Genomic DNA, 16785 nt, shown 5'->3' with positions numbered 1-16785 from the left:
GCCTCCTTCACCATACTACTATCGTGCATAGTATCTACTATTGGTGTTAGTAGACAGGTCGGGATCGCGATCACGGATCACGAAACGGCGACGACGTCACGGACGACTTCCTTGCTGTGCGGGTCGATCCGGAAGTGAACGGTGTGCGCGCCTTGCCGGTTCGGGTCGCGCGGCCACTCGGCGTCGTGGCGCTGTGTGCGGCGGTCACGCTGGTGGTGCTGGGGTTCGTGTTCGCGGGCACGTCGGCCACGGCCGAGTTCGGGATTCCCGTCGAACACCGGCCACTTCAGTCGTGGGAACTGCTGGCGCCGGCCGTCGACTGGACCGGGGAGCCCGACGGGGCCGTGGTCGTGCTCGCAACGCTCGTCGTCGTGTTTCTCCGCGCGGGTAACCGGCGAGCCGCGGTGCTCGCCGTGGCCGGGCCTGCTGCGACCGTCACCGTCACCACAGTCATGAAGCCGTTGGTTGGCCGCACGATCAACGACGGTTACCTGTCGTTCCCCAGCGGTCACACCGCCTCGGCCACCGCCTTCGCGCTCGTCGCGATGCTCGTGCTGGTCGGCGGGAATCCGGCTCGCGCCTGGCTCCTGGCGGTTGTGCCCACCGCGGCCGGGGCGGCGATGGCGTGGGCGCAGGTGCTCCTCAACGCTCACTACCCGACCGACACGATCGGCGGCTTCTGCGCCGCGCTGGCGGTCGTGCCCGCTGTCGCGTGGGTCATCGACCGCGCGGCGGACCGAAGATCGCGGTCCACCGGAGGAAGGTCAGCCGCTCCGGGGGAAGGGCCACGGATTGGCTAGGCAGTTCTTGCCGTCAGCGGCGACGCGGTCCGTGCCGATGTCGGCCAGGTAGTTGTTGGAGGTGCCCCAGGTCTGCTGCATCATGACCGGCGCCAGCTCACCATTGGCAGGACACGGCACGTGATCGAAGTTCAGCGCGTGCCCGACCTCGTGGTTGATGAGGTACTGCTGGTAGGCGACGATGTTGCCCTGGAACACCACCGCGCCCCGTTCCCACCGGGCCGTGTTGATGATCACCCGCCGAAGGTCGCCGCGCCAGCACGACCCGTCGTACGGGATGGCGAAGCCGCACAGCTTCCTGGTGGTCATCTGCGAGGTCAGGCTCACCCGGAGGTCGGCGTCGCCGTTCGCCACGCGCTGGAAGGCGTGGTCACCACTGCCGATCCAGCTCTTCGGATGGCTCAGCACACTGTGGACGGTGGCGGCGAAGCCCTGCGGGCCGCCCGGGAGTGCGACGCCTTCCTCGACCTCCACGCTGTACGTGCGCACGGGCACGTCCGGTCCTACGCGGTCAGTGGTACCCGGCACGATCGACCACCTGCCGGTGCCTCGCTCCGTGAACGGACCGCCATCGGGAAGCTCCGCGGTGGCCATCGACTCCGGATACCGCTTGTCACCCTCCGGGTTGGGCGCGGGCGAAGGATGTTCGGCCACACCGTGCTGCACGGTCGGCGCCGCCGCCCGCGCGGGATCCTCGGCCACGGCCACCTCGGTCGGTGCACGACTCACGTCGTAGACGGTGAACGCCGTGACAGCCATCAACGCGACGGCCGCGAGGATTTGCCAACGGCTCGTTCTTCGACGTCGTGCAGGACGCCGCCGCCTGACCGGATGCCGTGAAGCGACCAACGGCTCGCGCGACGCCGACGTAGCGGCTCGGTCGGTCGTGGTCGTGCCCAACCGGGAATCACACCTCTTCGTAGCTCTCGGATGGCGTGGGTGTCAGCCACCCACGGTGACAGTGGTCTCCATGCCCTGCGCCCGGTGGTTGCCCACCGGGCAGTAGAAGGTGTAAGTGCCTTCGGGCAGGTCCACGGTGAGCGTCTCCTGCTGGCCCGCTTCCAGGGTCTTGGTCGTCTCGTCGATGCCCTGGCCCTCGATCTCCAGCGCGTGCGGCGCATCGCCGTCGTTGGAGACGTCGAACGAGTACGTGCCAGGCATCAGGGCCCGTTCGGGGAGTTCCACCCGGAAGTCGGTCAACGACACCTCCGTCCGCATTCCGTTCATCGACGTCTCGGTCTCGGACGGTGACGTCTGCGCACTCGTGCCCGGGTCGCCGGTCGTGTCGGTGCCACCGCAGCCGGCCAGCATGACGGCCACGCTGCCCACCGCCACCGCCGGTACGTGCGTACGCTGCCTGTTCGTTCGCGACATGGTGAGCCTCCTCAACAATCTACTACGCATCATCGTAAGAAGTGGTTCGACGGTCAGCCGCCCGGCGCGGGCTGGACGGATCCGTCGGTGCGGGACTCCGGTTCGCGGCCCGCGATGATGTCGTCGAGGGCCGAGGTGAGCAGGCGGTAGGTGGACGGGCCGGTGATCTTCCCGACGACTGTGCCCTCGCGGTCGACGAAGAAGGTCTCCGGGACACCGAAGACCCCGAAGTCCACGGCGAGCCGGGAGCCCGGGTCGGTCACGTAGTGGTAGGCGGCGGGGTCGGCGCGGCCCAGCTCGTCGAGGAAGCCGATCGCTGAGGACTGCTGGTCCTGGTAGTTGACACCGACGAACACCACGCCCTGTGACCAGTAGTTGTTCGCCGCCGACACCAGGGCCGGGTGCTCCTCGCGGCAGGGGACGCACCAGGACGCCCAGAAGTTGACCACGACGACCTGGCCTCGCAGGTCCGCCAGGCGCACCGAGCCGCCGCCCTCGAGGTTCGGGAGCGTCGCGTCCGGCGCGCGCTGCCCGATCAGCGGGCTGTCCACCAGGGCCGGGTCCTGGCCGAGCCTGCTGCCGAACACGGCACCGACCACGATCGCGGTGACGGCGACCCCAAGAGCGGACCACCGCACCGTGCGCCAGCGGGACCGGGGAGGAGCGTCGGTGGTCACCGGTCACCCACCTCCGCGAGCCGCTGGTCCACCCGCGGCCGGAGGTCGGCGGGCAGGTCGTCGCTCTCGGCGAGCCGCCGCAGGATGTCACGGCCTCCCTCGGTGTCGCCGAGTCCGTCGAGGAGGATGTTCGCCTTGTACCACAGGACATCCGGCTCGTCGGGTGAGACGGCGAGCGCCTGGTCGACGAACCGGATCGCGTCGGCGGTCTTGCCGAGCTTGAACAGCAGCCAGCCCGCGCCGCCGAGCACCTCGGGGTTGCCGGGGTCCTGCTGGAGGGCCACCGCGTAGTGGTCCGTCGCCTTGTCGTACTCGCCTGCGGCGACGTACCGCTCGGCCAGCGCGAGGCGGGCGCCGACGGCGGCAGGGTTCTCGGTGACCGCGGCCTCCAGGTCGGCATCGCTCATGCCGGACAGGTCCGGTGCTGCCGACGTCATCACGCCGGTGTCCGGCGCCAGCACCTCGTTGCCCGACACCGCTCCCCCGGGCGGCCTCGTCGACACATAGCCCGGCAGGAGAACCGCCGCGGCGAGCCCGACCACGGCGGCGGCGAGGTAGACGACGCGCCGCGAGCGCGATGGCCGCTCGGCGACGAGCTCAGGCTCGGGTGCCGCGTCCAGGGCGTCCAGTGCCGCGGCGGCCGTCGCCTCGTACCGGCGACGCAGTTCCTCAGCCACCTCGTCCGGGATCTCGCGGTCGGCGACCTGCCGTTCCAGGTCCACGATGTCGCGCAGCGCCTGGTCGCGCCGCTGTTCGAGCAGTTCCCGGTCGGTCACGACAGGTCCTCGCGGGCCCGCGCGAGCGCCTCGTCGACCCGCGCACGCTGCTCGGCCGTGAGCGGTGGCAACGGTGACCGCTCGCGCCGCGCGAACAGGATGAACCCGCCGACCACCGCGGCGACCACAGGCAGGAGCCACAGCAGCAAGGCCGGCCCCTCGGCGGGTGGGTCGAGCAGTACCCAGTCGCCGTAGCGGACCCGGAAGAAGTCGATGATCTGCTGATCCGTGCGGTCCGCCGCGACCTGCTGGGCGACGACCTCTCTCATGGCCTCCGCCGTGTCCGACGGCGAGTCCGCGATCGACACGCTCTTGCACACCGGGCAGCGCAGGCGTTGTTCCAGTTCGTACGCACGGTCTCCCGTACCGGGCCCGCGCATGACGAGACCACCGATCGCCACGGCCAGCAGCGCGACGATCGACACGACGACGGCCAGGTGCGAGCGGCGGCTAGGCATCGGCGGTCACCCGCTCCGCCGGTGCGGTACGCCGCGTTCGCCCGCTCAACGCCCACAGACCGCCACACGCGACGAGCGTGCCGCCGACCCACAGCCAGACCATCAGCGGGTAGCGGTAGAGGTTGAGCGACACCTGTTCCGGGCCGAGCCGGGCGAGCGCGACGTAGATGTCGCGTCCCACTCCGGTCCACACCGCGGGTTGACCGATTGCCTGCGTCTGGTTGGCGAAGGAGTTCAGCCGTGGTTCGGCTGTCCACACCACCTCGGCGCCGTCGCGGAACACGATGTGCGCGTCCCGCGTCAGCCGGTCGGGCTGGGTGTGCTGCTCGCTCTGCTCGAACGTGAGGGTGTATCCGGCGAACTCGGCCTGCTGTCCCCTGTCGAGGGTGACCGTGGCGCGGGTGGCGAGCGTGCCGGACACGGCGATGACGACGGCGACCAGTGCCACCCCGATGTGCGCGAGCTGACCGCCCCAGAAACCCCGCTGCCCGAGGAGCACCCGCCGCACACCGGTCCACTTCGGACTCGGTGCGGTGACCAGGAGGCCACGCACGCTCGCGGTCACGATGACCACCGCGATCGCGATCACCGCGACCGTGCCGGGTGAACGAATGCCGCTCACCACCGCCACGGCGGCGGAGGCGCTGGCCAGGAGCACCGGGATACGCAGGTGCGCCCACAGGACAGCGGGTGAGGCGTGCCGGTACGGGGTGAACGGCCCGACGCCCATGGCGAGCAGGAGGGCGAACGACAGCGGCACAGCCATCCGGTCGAAGAACGGCCTGCCGACCGAGACCTGGTCACCGGTGAGCGCCTCGACCACGATCGGATAGATCGTCCCGGCCAGCACCACGAATGCGACGAGCGTCAGCAGCAGGTTGTTGACGAGGAACAGTCCCTCACGGCTCGCCATCGACTCCGGCCGCGACGGCGACGCCACCTGCTCCCCGCGCACGGCGAACAGGGCGAAGCCGCCGGCCAGCACGACCATCAGGAAGCCGAGGAACGCCGGGCCAACCCCGGACTCGGTGAACGAGTGCACGGACGCCACCACGCCGGAGCGGGTGAGGAACGTGCCGAGGATGGTCAGCGCGAACGTGGCGATCACCAGCACGAAGTTCCATGCCTGCAACATGCCCCGCTTGACCTGCACCACAGCCGAGTGGACGAACGCGGTCGCGACGAGCCACGGGATCAGCGCGGCGTTCTCGACCGGATCCCACGCCCAGTAGCCACCCCAGCCGAGCACCTCGTAGGACCACCACGCGCCGAGTACCAGGCCGCCGGTGAGGAAACTCCACGCCACGAGGTTCGCGCGCCGCGTCCGGCGCAGCCAGTCGACGCCACCCCTGCGCAGCAGGAGTGCGGACATGGCGAACGCGAACGAGACCGTGAAACCGACGAAACCGAGGTAGAGCAGCGGCGGGTGGAAGGCGACCATGATGTGGTCGGCCAGCAGCGGGTTCGGTCCCGGGCCGTCCGACGGCGGGTTGGCGAGGATCTTGAACGGGTTGGCGACGGTGGCCACCAGGCCGAAGAAGAACACGCTCACGATCCCCAGCACACCGAGCGCGCCGGTACCCAGCCGGTCCTCTGTGGACCGAACCTGGCGCAGGACCACCGCGGTGTAAGCGGCGAGGACCAGCGTCCACAGCACGATGCTGCCGCCCAGCGCCGACCACGCGCTCGTGATCGTGAACAGCAGCGGGGTGGCGCGGGAGTGTGTCTCGGCCACATAGGACATCGCGAAGTTGTCGGTCAGCAGCGCGACCTCGAGCGCGGTCATCGCGACGACCGCGCCGCCCAGCGCGCACCACACAGCGAACCGCAGCTGTGTCCGGCGCACGGCCTTCGGGTTTCGCTGCGCGCGAAACCCGTACCAGGTAAGGAGAAGCGACCCGGCGAGTCCGAGCAGCACGCCCGCCCAGCCCGCGGCCGGGGTCACGACCGTCACCGGTCGCCTCCCGCGCTGTCAGGTGGCCGGTAGTTCTCGTCGTGCTTGACCTTCATCGTGTCCGACACGAACTCCCCGCCCTGCCAGGAGCCCTCGAGCACCACGCCGATCCCGGCCTGGAACAGCTGGGCGGGCGCCCCGTGGTGGATCACCGGGATCGATGCGCTGTACGGTCCGGCGTCCGCGACAACCACGAACCGCAGCTCGTCCCCGCTCTCCGTCACGCTGTCCGGCTCGACGAGGCCACCGAGCTGGAACCGTCGTCCGTCCGGGTAGTCACCGCGCTGGTCGAGCGCCTCGTCAGGCGTCAGGTAGTACACGAGGTTCTCGTTCAGGTTGCCGAAGAACAACAGCCCGAGGAGCACCGCGACGACCCCGGCGCCGGAGAACGCCAGCAGGCGGTACCGCTTCATACCTGGTCCCCGTTCCGCACTCGCGCCCAGCGACGGACCAGGCTCAGCACGTACCCGCTGACCGCGACCGCGGTGATGCCGTAACCCAGCGCCACCCAAGCCCACTCAGACATCCGTGGCAGTCCTCTCCAGACGAGGGGCCTCGACCGCGCTCCCGGCCAGTTCCGTGCCGTCGGCCTGCCGGGCCTCCTGTTCCTCCTCGGCGACCGCCAGGCGCACCCTGGCGCGCATCAGGAGCAGGTACAGCAACGTGAACGCGAGCACGTTGACCAGCAGCGCCGCGAGCATCGTGTGGTCGATGCTCGGATCACCCGGCCTGAGCACCGTCGCCGGCTGGTGCAACGCCCGCCACCAGACCACCGACAGGTGCACGACCGGCACCTGGACGAACGCGACCACGCCGAACACGGCCGAGCGCCTGGCCCGCGACACCCGGTCGGAAACGGCGCGTCGCAACGCGAGATAGCCCAGGTAGACGAAGAACATCAGCGCGGTGGTGACCAGCCGGGGATCCCACGTCCACCACACGCCCCAGGTCGGCTTGCCCCACACCGAGCCGAGCGCGATCGCCAGGCCCGTGAAGAACACCCCGACCTCGGCACTCGCCGCGGCGACGCGGTCGAAGCGGGGCTCGCGCCGCCACAGCCAGGCCACGCTGCCACCCAGTGTGACGGCGAAGCTCAGGTAGGCCACCCACGCCGCGGGGACGTGCAGGTACATCAGGCGCTGCAGGTCGCCCTGGATCCGGTCCGGCGGCGCGAGCACCGCGGCCACCAGCCCGGCCGCGGCGACCACGGCCACGGCGTTCGGCAGCCGTGTACCGAACAGTCTCATGCGGACTCCTCGAGGTGTCGTGCGACGAGCCCCACGGCGAGTGCGGTCAGCAGGTCGACCGTGAGGAGGAGCAGGAGCCACGGCCACGGCGCCCTGCCGTAGCGGGCAAGTTCGAGCGTCTGCGTCGCGCAGAGCAGGATGGGCAGCGCGACGGGCACGGCGAGCAGCGGGCCGAGCGTCGTGCGTCCGGCGAGGCCGCGGGCTAGTTCGTCGGTGAGGGCGCCGAGTAACGCCAGCCCGACGGCGACGAGCGGTATCACTGGTAGGAGCCATCGCCACCCGGTCAGGTCCGGGTCGTACAGCACGACCGCGACCGGCACCAACAGGGTCTGGAACAGGCAGAGCAGCACGGCGTTCGCGAGGGCCCGCCCGGCGAGCCGGGCCGCCGGGTGGACTCCGCACAGCCGGAGCAGCGCGAGCTGCGCGGGACCGTCGACGGCGCTCTGCCGCACGGTGACGAGCACCCCGAACAGCAGCACGACGACCCAGAACATGCCGGGCCCGACCGTGCGCAGCAGGGGCACGTCAGTGCCGACGGCGAGCGGCACGAACACCAGGGCGACGGCCCCGAACGGAGCGGTGACCAGCAACGCCTCACCCGCACGCAGTTCCAGCCGCAGGTCCTTGCGCGCGAGTTGGAGGCTGTGCCGGACCGGACCGGTCATACCGGCGTCCCGGTCCGGGGCTCGGCGAGCGCGCCGCCGGTCAGCGCCACGACGCGGTCCACGGCGGCCGCCAGTCTCGGCTGGTCGTGCGAAACCACGAGGCACGCGCCGCCACGGTGACACACCCGCTCGACGACCACCTCGACCAGCTCGGCGGACTCCGCGTCCAGCCCGGCGTGGGCCTCGTCCAGGAGCAGGAGCGCCGGCTCGGTGAGCAACACCCGCGCCAGCTCGGCACGGCGGCACATGCCCTGCGAGCACGCCTCGGCTCGGCGGTCGGCGGCGCGTGCCAGCCCGACCGCGTCCAGCGCCTCGGCAGCCTCCCGTTCCGTCCTGCCGACGAGACGGGCCACGAAAGACAGGTTCTCCAGGAGGGTGAGGCGCGAGTACAACGCGGGTGTGTGGCCGACGAGCGAGATCCGGGGCCGCACCGCGCGGCACTCGTCGGTCCCCAGCGTCGCGCCCAGCACCCTGCCCTCCCCGCCAGCCGGCGGGAGCAGTGTCCCCACGACGCGCAACAGGGTGCTCTTTCCGGCGCCGTTGGCACCTGTGAGCCCCACGGACTCACCCGCGCCGACGTGGAGGTCAAGCCCGCGCAGCACCGGAACGCGCTCGACGTCGGCGGCGATCCCGACGAGGGTCACGACCTCGCCGCCGTACGGTGGGCTGAGCACACGCACCTCCTCTCCTACTATTTGCGATAGTAGGCTAGGCAACGACAGCGCATGTCACCCACCGGGGTCGGGCGGCGGGTGGCCGAGGACTCATTCCGCTACCGTGGGCGGCATGCGATCGGGCACGGCCTCTCGAGCGCGGCAGATTCTGCTGCTGTGCGCGCTGACGCTGTCCGTGCTCGGCATGCACCACGTCGCGCTGCCGCCACACGAGACGGGCCATGCGGCCATGACCGCCGAGCCGATGGCGACGATGGCGACCGCGGCCATGGCCCCGGCGACGACGGCCCCGGCCATGGCGAGCATGAACCCGGCCGCGCAGCCCTCCGACGATTCCGGGACCGGCATGGGGCACGACCTGCTGCACCTGTGCCTCGTTGTCCTGTGCGCGGCCGCGGTCTTCCTTCTGGCGACCTGGCTGCTCGCCACCGTGAGCGCGGCCCGAGCGGCCACAGGCAACCAGCGGCCGTCGTTCCCGCGAGCCCCGCGCGTCGCCGGGAGATCCCTTCTCGCCTCGGTGTGCGTGTTGCGCCTATAGGCCATCACAGTGCGTGTTCGCTTAGTCACGCATTGAGATTTCCCGTAGGCAGCACAGATGAAGAGGACGAGAGTCATGAGGAAGTACCTGTTGGGTATCGGCGCGGCCGCGATCGCCGCACTGGTCGTCGGCTGCAGCAGCAGCGACACCGGCGCCTCGCACGAGATGGACGAGACGTCCACGTCCGCGGAGAGCACCGGCAGCGCCGACCAGGTCGAGCACAACGACCAGGACATCACCTTCGCGCAGGGCATGATCCCCCACCACCAGCAGGCGATCGACATGGCCAAGATGGCCGCCGAGAAGGCATCCAGCGCCGAAGTGAAGGACCTCGCCAGCCGGATCCAGGCCGCGCAGGATCCCGAGATCGAGCAACTGACCGACATGCTCGAGAAGTGGGGTGCCCCGACCGAACCGACCATGACGGGCGAGTCGGACATGCCGGGCATGGACCACGGTGACATGTCCGGCGAGGGCATGATGACCGACCAGGAGATGCAGCAGCTCGAGGGAGCCACGGGCGCCGAGTTCGACCGCATGTGGGTGCAGATGATGATCAAGCACCACCAGGGCGCCGTCGACATGGCGAAGACGGAGCTGGAGCAGGGCAGCAACGCGGAGGCGAAGGACCTCGCCCAGAAGATCATCGACGCCCAGGAGGCGGAGATCAAGGAGATGCAGGGCCTGTCGCTGTAAGGCGTCCGGGTCCCCGTGCGGGGAGCTGCTCCCGCGCGGGGACCCACCCCGCATCCCACTCTCACCGACCTGGGAGCCCGCTGTGAAGACTTCGTCCCGCACCCTTCGTCCCGCACGTGAACAGGATCGGCACAGATGACCGTCGCACTGGCATTGCTGGCCGGCGCGTTCACCGCAGGCTGGTTCGTCCCCAACCTCCTCCACCGGGTGGATCTCCGGCGCCGCGACCCGGTCCTGCTGATCGTCGCCTGGTTCGTGTCGATCGGGGGCGTACTCCTGGCCGCCGCGGCCGGGGTACTGCTGTTGCTGCTGCCCGGGCACGGCCCCGGCGCGCCATTGCTCGCCGCCCTCCACCAGTGCTGGTCGGCGATCCAGCACGGATCGCCACCGCGCGTCGAGGAGGCCGCGGGCGCGATCGGCGTGGCGTTGCTCGTCGCCTTCGCAGCGCGGCTGCTGGTGGTGTCGGTGCGCGGCGTCCGGCGGCGGACACGACGACGACAGGAGAACCTGTCAGTGCTGCGCATGGTCGCGCGGCCGACCTCCGCGGCCACCGACGTCCTCTGGCTGGCCCATGAACGCCCACTCGCGTTCAGCATGTCCGGCCGGCCGGGTGTCGTGGTCGCGACCGAGGGACTCACCCGGCACCTCGCACCCGACGCGGTCGCCGCGGTGATGGCCCATGAACGCGCACACCTGGCCGGCCGTCACCACCTGCTGGTCGCGACGGCCGACGCGCTGCGCACCGCGCTGCCGTTCGTGCCGCTGTTCCGCGCCGCGCCACACGCCATCCGCGATCTCGTGGAACTGGCGGCCGACGTCACGGCCGTGCGGGCGTGCGGGCCGGCCGCCGTCCGGTCCGCACTGCTGAAGGTCACCGGGCACGGCATGCCGGACACGGCACTCGCGATGGCGCAGGACGCCGTGGAGCTGCGTCTCGCCCGGCTCCGGCACGGCACACCGCCACCGCGCGGCATGCGCCGGGCCGTCTCCTGTGGACTGACCGGGATCACCGCCACCGCGTTGCCGTTCCTCACCGCCGCGGGCCTTCTGCTCGGCGTCGCGCTCGTCACGTGCCCACTGCTCGGCTGAACGCCACACGACAACCACATCTACTATCGCATATAGTAGTTCTGTGCGAGCAGAACACCGGGTCATCAGCCGTCGCGGGTTCCTGGCGTTGAGCGCCGGAGCGACAGCGGCGGGCCTCAGCGCGTGCAGCACCACCGAGCGGCCCGCCGCACCGGTGCGAATCGGGCCGCGATCGCCGCAGGTGGCCGCGGCGGAGCGGGCACGGCGCGGTGCGAATGTGCGCACGACTGCGGTGAAGCTGGAAGCGACCGAGCATGCCGTCGACCTCGGCGGCACGCAGGTGATCACGTGGACCTACGGCGGTGAGCTGCCCGGCAAGGAGATCCGGGTCAAACGCGGCGACGTGCTCAAGGCAGAACTGACGAACGCGTTGCGGCGGCCGACGACCATCCACTGGCATGGCGTCGCGCTGCGCAACGACATGGACGGCGTGCCGGTCGTCACCCAGACCGAGGTCGAGGGCGGCGGCCGTTTCACCTACGAGTTCGCGGTACCCGACGCGGGCACCTACTGGTTCCACCCGCACGTCGGCACACAACTGGACACCGGCCTGTACGCACCGCTCATCGTCGAGGACCCGGACGACGGCTACGACTACGACACCGAACTCGTGGTAGTGCTGGACGACTGGCTGGACGGGCTCGGCCGCGATCCCGATGCCGTGCTCGCCGACCTGCGCACGAACGGAATGCCGATGGGCCATGAAGGCATGCCGGGAATGGGCGGCATGCCGAAGTCCGAACTGCTCGGCGGCGATGTCGGGGACGTGACCTACAAACACATGCTGGCCAACGGCCGGACCGCCGCAGCGCCTCGTACGTTCGCGGCGAAACCCGGCCAGCGCGTGCGGTTGCGGTTGATCAACGCGGGCGCGGACACGGCGTTCCGGGTCGGTGTGCCCGGGGTGCGGATGACGGTCACGCACACCGACGGCTTCCCGGTCGTCCCGCGCATGGCGGACACGGTGCTGCTGGGCATGGGCGAGCGGGTCGACGCGATCATCACCGTGCCGAACACGACCGTCCCGCTGCTCGCGCTGGCCGAGGGCCGGGACAGCTACGCGCAGGTGATCATCCAGAGCGGACGCCCGGTCGCCGCTGCGGCGAGCGGTCCGGCGGCGAAGCAACTGGCGAACCTGTCTGCTCTGACGGTCGGTGACGTCGAGGCCGCGGAGCCGGTCCGGCTACCGGACAGGACTCCGGACGTCATGCACAGGCTGGTGCTCGAAGGCCCTGGGGAGAAGTACGACTGGACCATCAACGGCAAGGCCTACAACCCGGAGGACGGCCTGCCTGTCCGGCAGGGACAACGGGTGCGGCTGCGCTTCGAGAACAAGTCGCAGATGTTCCACCCGATGCACCTGCACGGCCACACGTTCCAGGTGGCGGGCCGACGGGGTGCGCGCAAGGACACCGTGCTCGTGCTCCCCGGCACCGCGGTAGACGTGGACTTCGACGCCGACAACCCCGGCCAGTGGCTCACCCACTGCCACAACGTGTACCACGGAGAGGCGGGCATGATGACTGTTGTCTCCTACGAGGAATAGGTACACGCGCTGGTATGACAACCACAGGACGCGGCTGGGTGCCCGTGGCCGGGATCGCGCTGTCCGTCCTGGTGCTGCACCTCGTCGGATGGGGCCTGCTGCTGCTCATCGCACCGCACGGCTACAGCCTGGGACGGCCGGCACGTTCGGCGCCGGTCTCGGCGTCACCGCGTACCTGCTCGGGGCCCGGCACGCGTTCGACGCCGACCACATCGCGGCCATCGACAACACCACACGAAAACTGGTCGGCGAGGACAAACCGGCCCGCTCGGTGGGGCTGTGGTTCGCGCTCGGCCACTCGACCGTCGTGTTCATCCTGTGCGTCCTGATCGGACTCGGGATTCGGGGTCTCGCCGGCCAGGTCACCAACGACTCCTCGCGATTGCAGCAGGCGACCGGCCTGATCGGCACCCTGGTCTCCGGGGTGTTCCTCATCCTCATCGGGCTGCTCAACCTCGGCGCGCTCGTGGGGATCATCCGGTTGTTCCGCCGCATGCGCACCACGGAGCTCGACAAGGCGGAACTGGAGCGCGAGCTGAACAGCCGAGGACTGCTGGCCCGCATCCTGGGGCGGGTCATGCGTGCGGTGACGCGGCCGTGGCACATGTACCCCGTCGGCCTGCTGTTCGGTCTCGGGTTCGACACCGCCACCGAGATCTCGTTGCTGGTACTGGCTGGCGGCGCCGCGGCGTACGCACTGCCCTGGTACGCGCTCCTCACGTTGCCGATCCTGTTCGCCGCCGGAATGAGCCTGTTCGACGCGGCGGACGGGATGTTCATGTCCGCCGCCTACCGCTGGGCGTTCCTCCGGCCGGTCCGCAAGGTGTTCTACAACCTGACGATCACCGCGCTGTCGGTCGCGGTCGCGCTGGTGATCGGCCTCATCGAACTGCTGGGCCTGCTCGCGACCGAGATCGGGATCACGTCCGGCCCGCTCTCCTGGATCGCCGCGATCGACCTCGGTGGCATCGGGTACGTCGTCGCGATCGTCTTCGTGGTCACGTGGCTCATCGCGCTCGCGGTATGGCGGCTCGGCCGCATCGAGGAGCGGTGGACGAGGCCGACCGCTGACACCTCGTGACGTCAGCCTGCCTCGTCGGCGTGAACGGCGGGCGGCGACCAGGTCACTGTCAGGTTCTCGCGGTGGCCGAACCGTTCGAGGTCGGCCGTGATGATGTCTTGTACGCCACGCAGGTGTTCCTCGGTGCCGGCTTCGATGCGCACGGTCAGGCCGTCCTGGTCGGCCTCCAGGACGCATCGGCCCCAGCTCAGGTCGAGCGTGCCGTGTGTGTCGGAGAGTTCGACGCCGAGCACGTCCGGCCGTGTGTGCGCGCCGCGCATGTGGCCGTGCCGCAGGTGTTGACCCATCTTGGTCGCGTGCTGGCAAAGATGGGCGAGAAGGCCGTTCGCGTTCGCGGTCTCGATGCGGGACTCCGTGGTGAGCATGGTCATTTCTCCCGGGTGAGGGCGACCGACCAGGCGTGGATGCCTTCTGCCCTGGTCGGACTGTCCAGTGTGGTGCGTTCGATCGCGTCGACTCGCCAACCGTCGGCGAAGGCGGCAGTGAGGTGGTCGCGGGTAAGGCGCCGTGGGCCCTGGTCGCCGGGCTCCCGGTCGCTGAAGCACAGCAGAAAGAACCGGCCGCCCGCAACGACGACGGATCTAACGGCGTCGATGTAGGCCGCGCGGTCCTCGTCGCCGAAGACGTGGAACAGGCCGCAGTCGAGCACGGTGTCGAACGACTCTCCGAGGTCGGCCAGCTTCCGGACGTCGTACCGCAGGAACCGTGCGGTGAGGCCGCGCTCCATGGCCTTGTGTTCGGCGATCCGTAGCGGTGCGGCGGCGATGTCGATTCCGGTGGCGTCGAGTCCGAGAGCGGCGCAGAGCAGTACGTGTTCACCGGTACCGCAGCCGACATCGAGCACGCGGCCCCGGAAGAGTCCGGCGTCGGCGAGCGCCTGGAACGTGGGCTGTGGGCGGCCGAGGTCCCAGTGCGGCCGGTCAGCGTAGGAGTCGTCCCAGTCGCGTGCACTCATCCTCCCGGGATCACGAGGGCTTTCGAGCGCGTCGACCAGCTCGCGGGCGAACTCGGCCGAGTGGGAGACACAGCCGACGTGGCCGCCCGGCAGCTCGATCACGTCCGCGCCGAGCAGTGTGCCCAGCTCGGCGACCACGTCGTGTGCGGGATATCCGTTCCCCTCCCGGCCCATCGCGAGGACGATGCGGTCGGCGTGGTCCCTCACGATCTGGACGTCGAGCTCGGCGGCCGGGTACTGCCGCAGTTCGTGTTCGAACCAGTAGGCGGCATTGGCGTCGTTGCGCGGCGCACGTGCCATGGCCTGCTGGTCCGTTACCGGGAAGGTGCGCTCCCGGAACATCGCCACTGCCTTGTCCACGCCGGACTCGCGATACCGGTCGTACGCTTCGGCGAAGAAGTCCAGCCACGTCTGCCCGCCCGGCAGGTACCTCATGAGGGGCGGCTCGAACGGGACGAGTGTGCGCACCGCGCCGGGGTGCCGGCTCAGCAGGGCGAGGGCGACGATCGCGCCGGAACTGGTGCCGACGACGACCGCGGGCTCATCGCTCAGGTGGGCGATCAACCGGTGCACGTCGTCGGCGTCCGTCTCGAGGCGGTGCTCGTAGTCCTGCGGGCCGTCGAGGGTGCTCCGGGAGAAGCCCCGACGGTCGTAGATGACCACGCGGTAGCGGTCCGTCAGGTGCTTCGTCAACATCCGGAAGACGTCGGCCGCCCCGCCCGCGCCGGGGATCAGGACCAGCAGCGGGCCGTCGCCGTGCGTCTCGTAGTACAGGTGCCCGCCAGGGACGTCCAGAACGCTCATCGCCGGCTCCGGCGCCGGATCGCACCGACCGCCAGCAGGACGACCGCTGCCACAGCGACCAGCACCAGGGCCACCCCGTGCGCGGCTCCCAGGGAAACCGCCAACCAGGACGGCAACGCGAGGACGGCGACGATGATCGCGACCTTGACGGCGATGATGAGAGCCCACGACCTGCGCCCCAGGTGCCGTCGCGGTAGATGTCCCGCCGCATGCGGAGGCTCGTGCCTCGAATCTGTCATGCCGGGAGTTTTGCAAAACACTCTGTCTTTATCAAGACACAGTGTCTACAACTCGGTCGCCTTGTACAGTTGGCGTGTGCCCAGGCTGTGGAACGAGACGATCGAGGCGCACCGCCGCGACGTGCGGGACGCGATCCTGGAGACGACCATGAAGCTGGTCGCCGAGGAGGGCCTGCGGTCGGCGACGATGTCGCGCATCGCCGAGGAGACCGGCATCGGGCGCGCGACCCTGTACAAGTACTTCCCCGACGTCGACGCGATCCTGGTCGCCTGGCACGGCCGCCACGTCACCGCACACCTCGAACAGCTGGCCGCCATTCGCGAACAGACCACCGACCCCGGCGCCCGGCTTGACGCCGTGCTGGCGGCCTACGCACGGATCGTGCACGGGATGTCCCGGCACGGGTTCGGCGCCGAGTTCAGCGCACTCGTCCACCGCGACGAGCAGGTGGCCGAGCCACGGCGACAGCTGCACGGCCTCGTCCGCGACGTGCTCGCGGAGGCCGCCACCACCGGCCACGTACGCGACGACACCGCACCCGACGAACTCGCCACCTACTGTCTGCACGCCCTCGCCGCGGCCGCCGACCTGCCGACCCACGCCGCGGTCGAGCGGCTTGTCGCGCTCACCGTCACCGGGCTGCGGCCGACGGCGTGATTCTGCCGGGTCAGCTCTGTTCGCCCGGCGCGCAGGCGTCGGTTGTGCACGCTCTGCGGCGCCAGCGCACGAACACGGCCACACCCAGTGCGCCCACGGCGGCGACCGCGAGCACCGGCTGGATCGGCGCCCACACCCCGAGGGCACCGGACACCCCGAGCAGTCCGATGACGACCTTGTTGCACACCGGGCAGCCGACGGCGAGCGTCGACAGCAACGACGTGCCGAACACGCCGGCTCGCCCTCGTTCATCGGTACCGGACCGCACGATCGCGAACCACAGGCCGGTGAGGACCGCGGTGAGTACGAGCACCGGGTACTCCCACCAGCGCACCGGCGTCATCCTGGTGAACCACGCCGTGTCGATGACGTCGGTCGGGACACCCACGACCAACGCGCTCAGCACCGCCGCCGCCAGCCCGCGCCCCCATCGCCACGTCGGGACAGATTCCGCCCGCGAGTCGACCACGACGTCGTCCGGTTGCGTGATCGAGTCCGCGCGCGTCATGCCGTCTCCCTGCTCATGAGGCCGAGGCCATCGAGACCTACTATCG

21 protein-coding genes are annotated in these 16785 nt (G+C 70.1%); 7 read left to right on the top strand and 14 right to left on the bottom strand.

Annotated features, from left to right (window positions below; translation table 11 throughout):
* Window positions 1–152: 152 nt before the first annotated feature.
* The gene (locus ACIBVP_RS37685; protein ID WP_396111266.1) at window positions 153–800 is read left to right on the top strand and encodes a phosphatase PAP2 family protein; all 648 of its coding nucleotides are present in this window, start codon (window positions 153–155) and stop codon (window positions 798–800) included.
* Here the strand turns inward: ACIBVP_RS37685 and ACIBVP_RS37680 are convergent.
* The 10 genes from ACIBVP_RS37680 to ACIBVP_RS37635 form a co-directional block, all read right to left on the bottom strand.
* Window positions 765–1529: a DUF3152 domain-containing protein gene (locus tag ACIBVP_RS37680; protein ID WP_396111265.1), complete on the bottom strand. Its 765-nt coding sequence runs from the start codon at window positions 1527–1529 to the stop codon at window positions 765–767. The two genes, ACIBVP_RS37685 and ACIBVP_RS37680, sit on opposite strands and share 36 nt — an antisense overlap.
* Before the next feature lie 213 nt (window positions 1530–1742).
* Complete coding sequence (locus tag ACIBVP_RS37675) at window positions 1743–2174, bottom strand: plastocyanin/azurin family copper-binding protein (RefSeq protein ID WP_396111264.1); 432 nt, start codon at window positions 2172–2174, stop codon at window positions 1743–1745.
* A 53-nt stretch (window positions 2175–2227) separates the two neighbouring features.
* A complete protein-coding gene (locus ACIBVP_RS37670; RefSeq protein WP_396111263.1) occupies window positions 2228–2851 on the bottom strand; it encodes a TlpA family protein disulfide reductase in 624 nt (207 codons plus the stop codon).
* Entirely contained in the window at window positions 2848–3627 is a 780-nt protein-coding gene (locus tag ACIBVP_RS37665) for a tetratricopeptide repeat protein (RefSeq protein WP_396111262.1), read from the bottom strand. Before ACIBVP_RS37665 ends, ACIBVP_RS37670 begins: the two co-directional genes overlap by 4 nt.
* Window positions 3624–4085, bottom strand: coding sequence for a cytochrome c-type biogenesis protein CcmH (locus ACIBVP_RS37660; RefSeq protein ID WP_396111261.1), 462 nt, complete (start codon window positions 4083–4085; stop codon window positions 3624–3626). The genes ACIBVP_RS37665 and ACIBVP_RS37660 overlap by 4 nt, the downstream gene beginning before the upstream one ends.
* The gene (locus ACIBVP_RS37655) at window positions 4078–6039 is read right to left on the bottom strand and encodes a heme lyase CcmF/NrfE family subunit (RefSeq protein WP_396111260.1); all 1962 of its coding nucleotides are present in this window, start codon (window positions 6037–6039) and stop codon (window positions 4078–4080) included. The genes ACIBVP_RS37660 and ACIBVP_RS37655 overlap by 8 nt, the downstream gene beginning before the upstream one ends.
* The gene (locus tag ACIBVP_RS37650; protein WP_396111259.1) at window positions 6036–6452 is read right to left on the bottom strand and encodes a cytochrome c maturation protein CcmE; all 417 of its coding nucleotides are present in this window, start codon (window positions 6450–6452) and stop codon (window positions 6036–6038) included. Before ACIBVP_RS37650 ends, ACIBVP_RS37655 begins: the two co-directional genes overlap by 4 nt.
* 105 nt (window positions 6453–6557) lie before the next feature.
* Window positions 6558–7286, bottom strand: a complete 729-nt coding sequence (gene ccsA, locus ACIBVP_RS37645; RefSeq protein ID WP_396111258.1) for a cytochrome c biogenesis protein CcsA — start codon at window positions 7284–7286, stop codon at window positions 6558–6560.
* Window positions 7283–7951 carry a heme exporter protein CcmB gene (locus ACIBVP_RS37640; protein WP_396111257.1) on the bottom strand — a complete coding sequence of 223 codons (669 nt, stop codon included), beginning with the start codon at window positions 7949–7951 and terminating at the stop codon, window positions 7283–7285. The genes ccsA and ACIBVP_RS37640 overlap by 4 nt, the downstream gene beginning before the upstream one ends.
* Window positions 7948–8625 (bottom strand): ATP-binding cassette domain-containing protein, encoded by a 678-nt coding sequence (locus tag ACIBVP_RS37635; protein WP_396111256.1) that lies wholly within the window; start codon window positions 8623–8625, stop codon window positions 7948–7950. Before ACIBVP_RS37635 ends, ACIBVP_RS37640 begins: the two co-directional genes overlap by 4 nt.
* A gap of 112 nt (window positions 8626–8737) precedes the next feature.
* Here ACIBVP_RS37635 and ACIBVP_RS37630 point away from each other — a divergent pair, with 112 nt between their 5' ends.
* The 5 genes from ACIBVP_RS37630 to ACIBVP_RS37610 all read left to right on the top strand — a co-directional run bounded on the left by ACIBVP_RS37630 (window position 8738) and on the right by ACIBVP_RS37610 (window position 13575).
* Window positions 8738–9163: a hypothetical protein gene (locus tag ACIBVP_RS37630; RefSeq protein WP_396111255.1), complete on the top strand. Its 426-nt coding sequence runs from the start codon at window positions 8738–8740 to the stop codon at window positions 9161–9163.
* Between the two features lie 75 nt (window positions 9164–9238).
* Window positions 9239–9859: a DUF305 domain-containing protein gene (locus tag ACIBVP_RS37625; protein WP_396111254.1), complete on the top strand. Its 621-nt coding sequence runs from the start codon at window positions 9239–9241 to the stop codon at window positions 9857–9859.
* Between the two features lie 135 nt (window positions 9860–9994).
* Window positions 9995–10948, top strand: a complete 954-nt coding sequence (locus ACIBVP_RS37620; RefSeq protein WP_396111253.1) for a M56 family metallopeptidase — start codon at window positions 9995–9997, stop codon at window positions 10946–10948.
* A gap of 43 nt (window positions 10949–10991) precedes the next feature.
* A complete protein-coding gene (locus tag ACIBVP_RS37615) occupies window positions 10992–12494 on the top strand; it encodes a multicopper oxidase family protein (RefSeq protein ID WP_396111252.1) in 1503 nt (500 codons plus the stop codon).
* A gap of 88 nt (window positions 12495–12582) precedes the next feature.
* A complete protein-coding gene (locus ACIBVP_RS37610; protein WP_396111251.1) occupies window positions 12583–13575 on the top strand; it encodes a HoxN/HupN/NixA family nickel/cobalt transporter in 993 nt (330 codons plus the stop codon).
* Window positions 13576–13577: 2 nt separating this feature from the next.
* Here ACIBVP_RS37610 and ACIBVP_RS37605 read toward each other — a convergent pair whose 3' ends face one another.
* Genes ACIBVP_RS37605 through ACIBVP_RS37595 form a run of 3 tightly spaced genes read right to left on the bottom strand, consistent with a single transcriptional unit; the run spans window position 13578 to window position 15573 of the window.
* Complete coding sequence (locus ACIBVP_RS37605) at window positions 13578–13940, bottom strand: DUF2218 domain-containing protein (protein ID WP_396111250.1); 363 nt, start codon at window positions 13938–13940, stop codon at window positions 13578–13580.
* A gap of 2 nt (window positions 13941–13942) precedes the next feature.
* Window positions 13943–15334 (bottom strand): alpha/beta fold hydrolase, encoded by a 1392-nt coding sequence (locus tag ACIBVP_RS37600; protein WP_396111249.1) that lies wholly within the window; start codon window positions 15332–15334, stop codon window positions 13943–13945.
* A complete protein-coding gene (locus ACIBVP_RS37595; RefSeq protein WP_396111248.1) occupies window positions 15331–15573 on the bottom strand; it encodes a hypothetical protein in 243 nt (80 codons plus the stop codon). The genes ACIBVP_RS37600 and ACIBVP_RS37595 overlap by 4 nt, the downstream gene beginning before the upstream one ends.
* Window positions 15574–15649: 76 nt before the next feature.
* Between ACIBVP_RS37595 and ACIBVP_RS37590 the strand changes: the two genes are divergently transcribed.
* The gene (locus tag ACIBVP_RS37590) at window positions 15650–16231 is read left to right on the top strand and encodes a TetR/AcrR family transcriptional regulator (RefSeq protein ID WP_396111247.1); all 582 of its coding nucleotides are present in this window, start codon (window positions 15650–15652) and stop codon (window positions 16229–16231) included.
* A gap of 10 nt (window positions 16232–16241) precedes the next feature.
* Here ACIBVP_RS37590 and ACIBVP_RS37585 read toward each other — a convergent pair whose 3' ends face one another.
* Complete coding sequence (locus ACIBVP_RS37585) at window positions 16242–16739, bottom strand: hypothetical protein (protein ID WP_396111246.1); 498 nt, start codon at window positions 16737–16739, stop codon at window positions 16242–16244.
* Window positions 16740–16785 lie beyond the last annotated feature (46 nt).

This window comes from Actinophytocola sp. NPDC049390 (assembly GCF_044466355.1).
Classification (GTDB): domain Bacteria; phylum Actinomycetota; class Actinomycetes; order Mycobacteriales; family Pseudonocardiaceae; genus Actinophytocola.
Note: the sequence above shows the minus strand (reverse complement) of the source record. Positions and strands in the feature narration are given on the sequence as shown.

Coding starts and splice junctions, on each gene's coding strand:
- ACIBVP_RS37675 (WP_396111264.1), bottom strand. CDS start 2,174: ATGTCGCGAACGAACAGGCAGCGTACGCACGTACCGGCGGTGGCGGTG.
- ACIBVP_RS37660 (WP_396111261.1), bottom strand. CDS start 4,085: ATGCCTAGCCGCCGCTCGCACCTGGCCGTCGTCGTGTCGATCGTCGCG.
- ACIBVP_RS37650 (WP_396111259.1), bottom strand. CDS start 6,452: ATGAAGCGGTACCGCCTGCTGGCGTTCTCCGGCGCCGGGGTCGTCGCG.
- ccsA (WP_396111258.1), bottom strand. CDS start 7,286: ATGAGACTGTTCGGTACACGGCTGCCGAACGCCGTGGCCGTGGTCGCC.
- ACIBVP_RS37640 (WP_396111257.1), bottom strand. CDS start 7,951: ATGACCGGTCCGGTCCGGCACAGCCTCCAACTCGCGCGCAAGGACCTG.
- ACIBVP_RS37630 (WP_396111255.1), top strand. CDS start 8,738: ATGCGATCGGGCACGGCCTCTCGAGCGCGGCAGATTCTGCTGCTGTGC.
- ACIBVP_RS37625 (WP_396111254.1), top strand. CDS start 9,239: ATGAGGAAGTACCTGTTGGGTATCGGCGCGGCCGCGATCGCCGCACTG.
- ACIBVP_RS37620 (WP_396111253.1), top strand. CDS start 9,995: ATGACCGTCGCACTGGCATTGCTGGCCGGCGCGTTCACCGCAGGCTGG.
- ACIBVP_RS37610 (WP_396111251.1), top strand. CDS start 12,583: ATGGGGCCTGCTGCTGCTCATCGCACCGCACGGCTACAGCCTGGGACG.
- ACIBVP_RS37605 (WP_396111250.1), bottom strand. CDS start 13,940: ATGCTCACCACGGAGTCCCGCATCGAGACCGCGAACGCGAACGGCCTT.
- ACIBVP_RS37600 (WP_396111249.1), bottom strand. CDS start 15,334: ATGAGCGTTCTGGACGTCCCTGGCGGGCACCTGTACTACGAGACGCAC.
- ACIBVP_RS37595 (WP_396111248.1), bottom strand. CDS start 15,573: ATGACAGATTCGAGGCACGAGCCTCCGCATGCGGCGGGACATCTACCG.
- ACIBVP_RS37585 (WP_396111246.1), bottom strand. CDS start 16,739: ATGACGCGCGCGGACTCGATCACGCAACCGGACGACGTCGTGGTCGAC.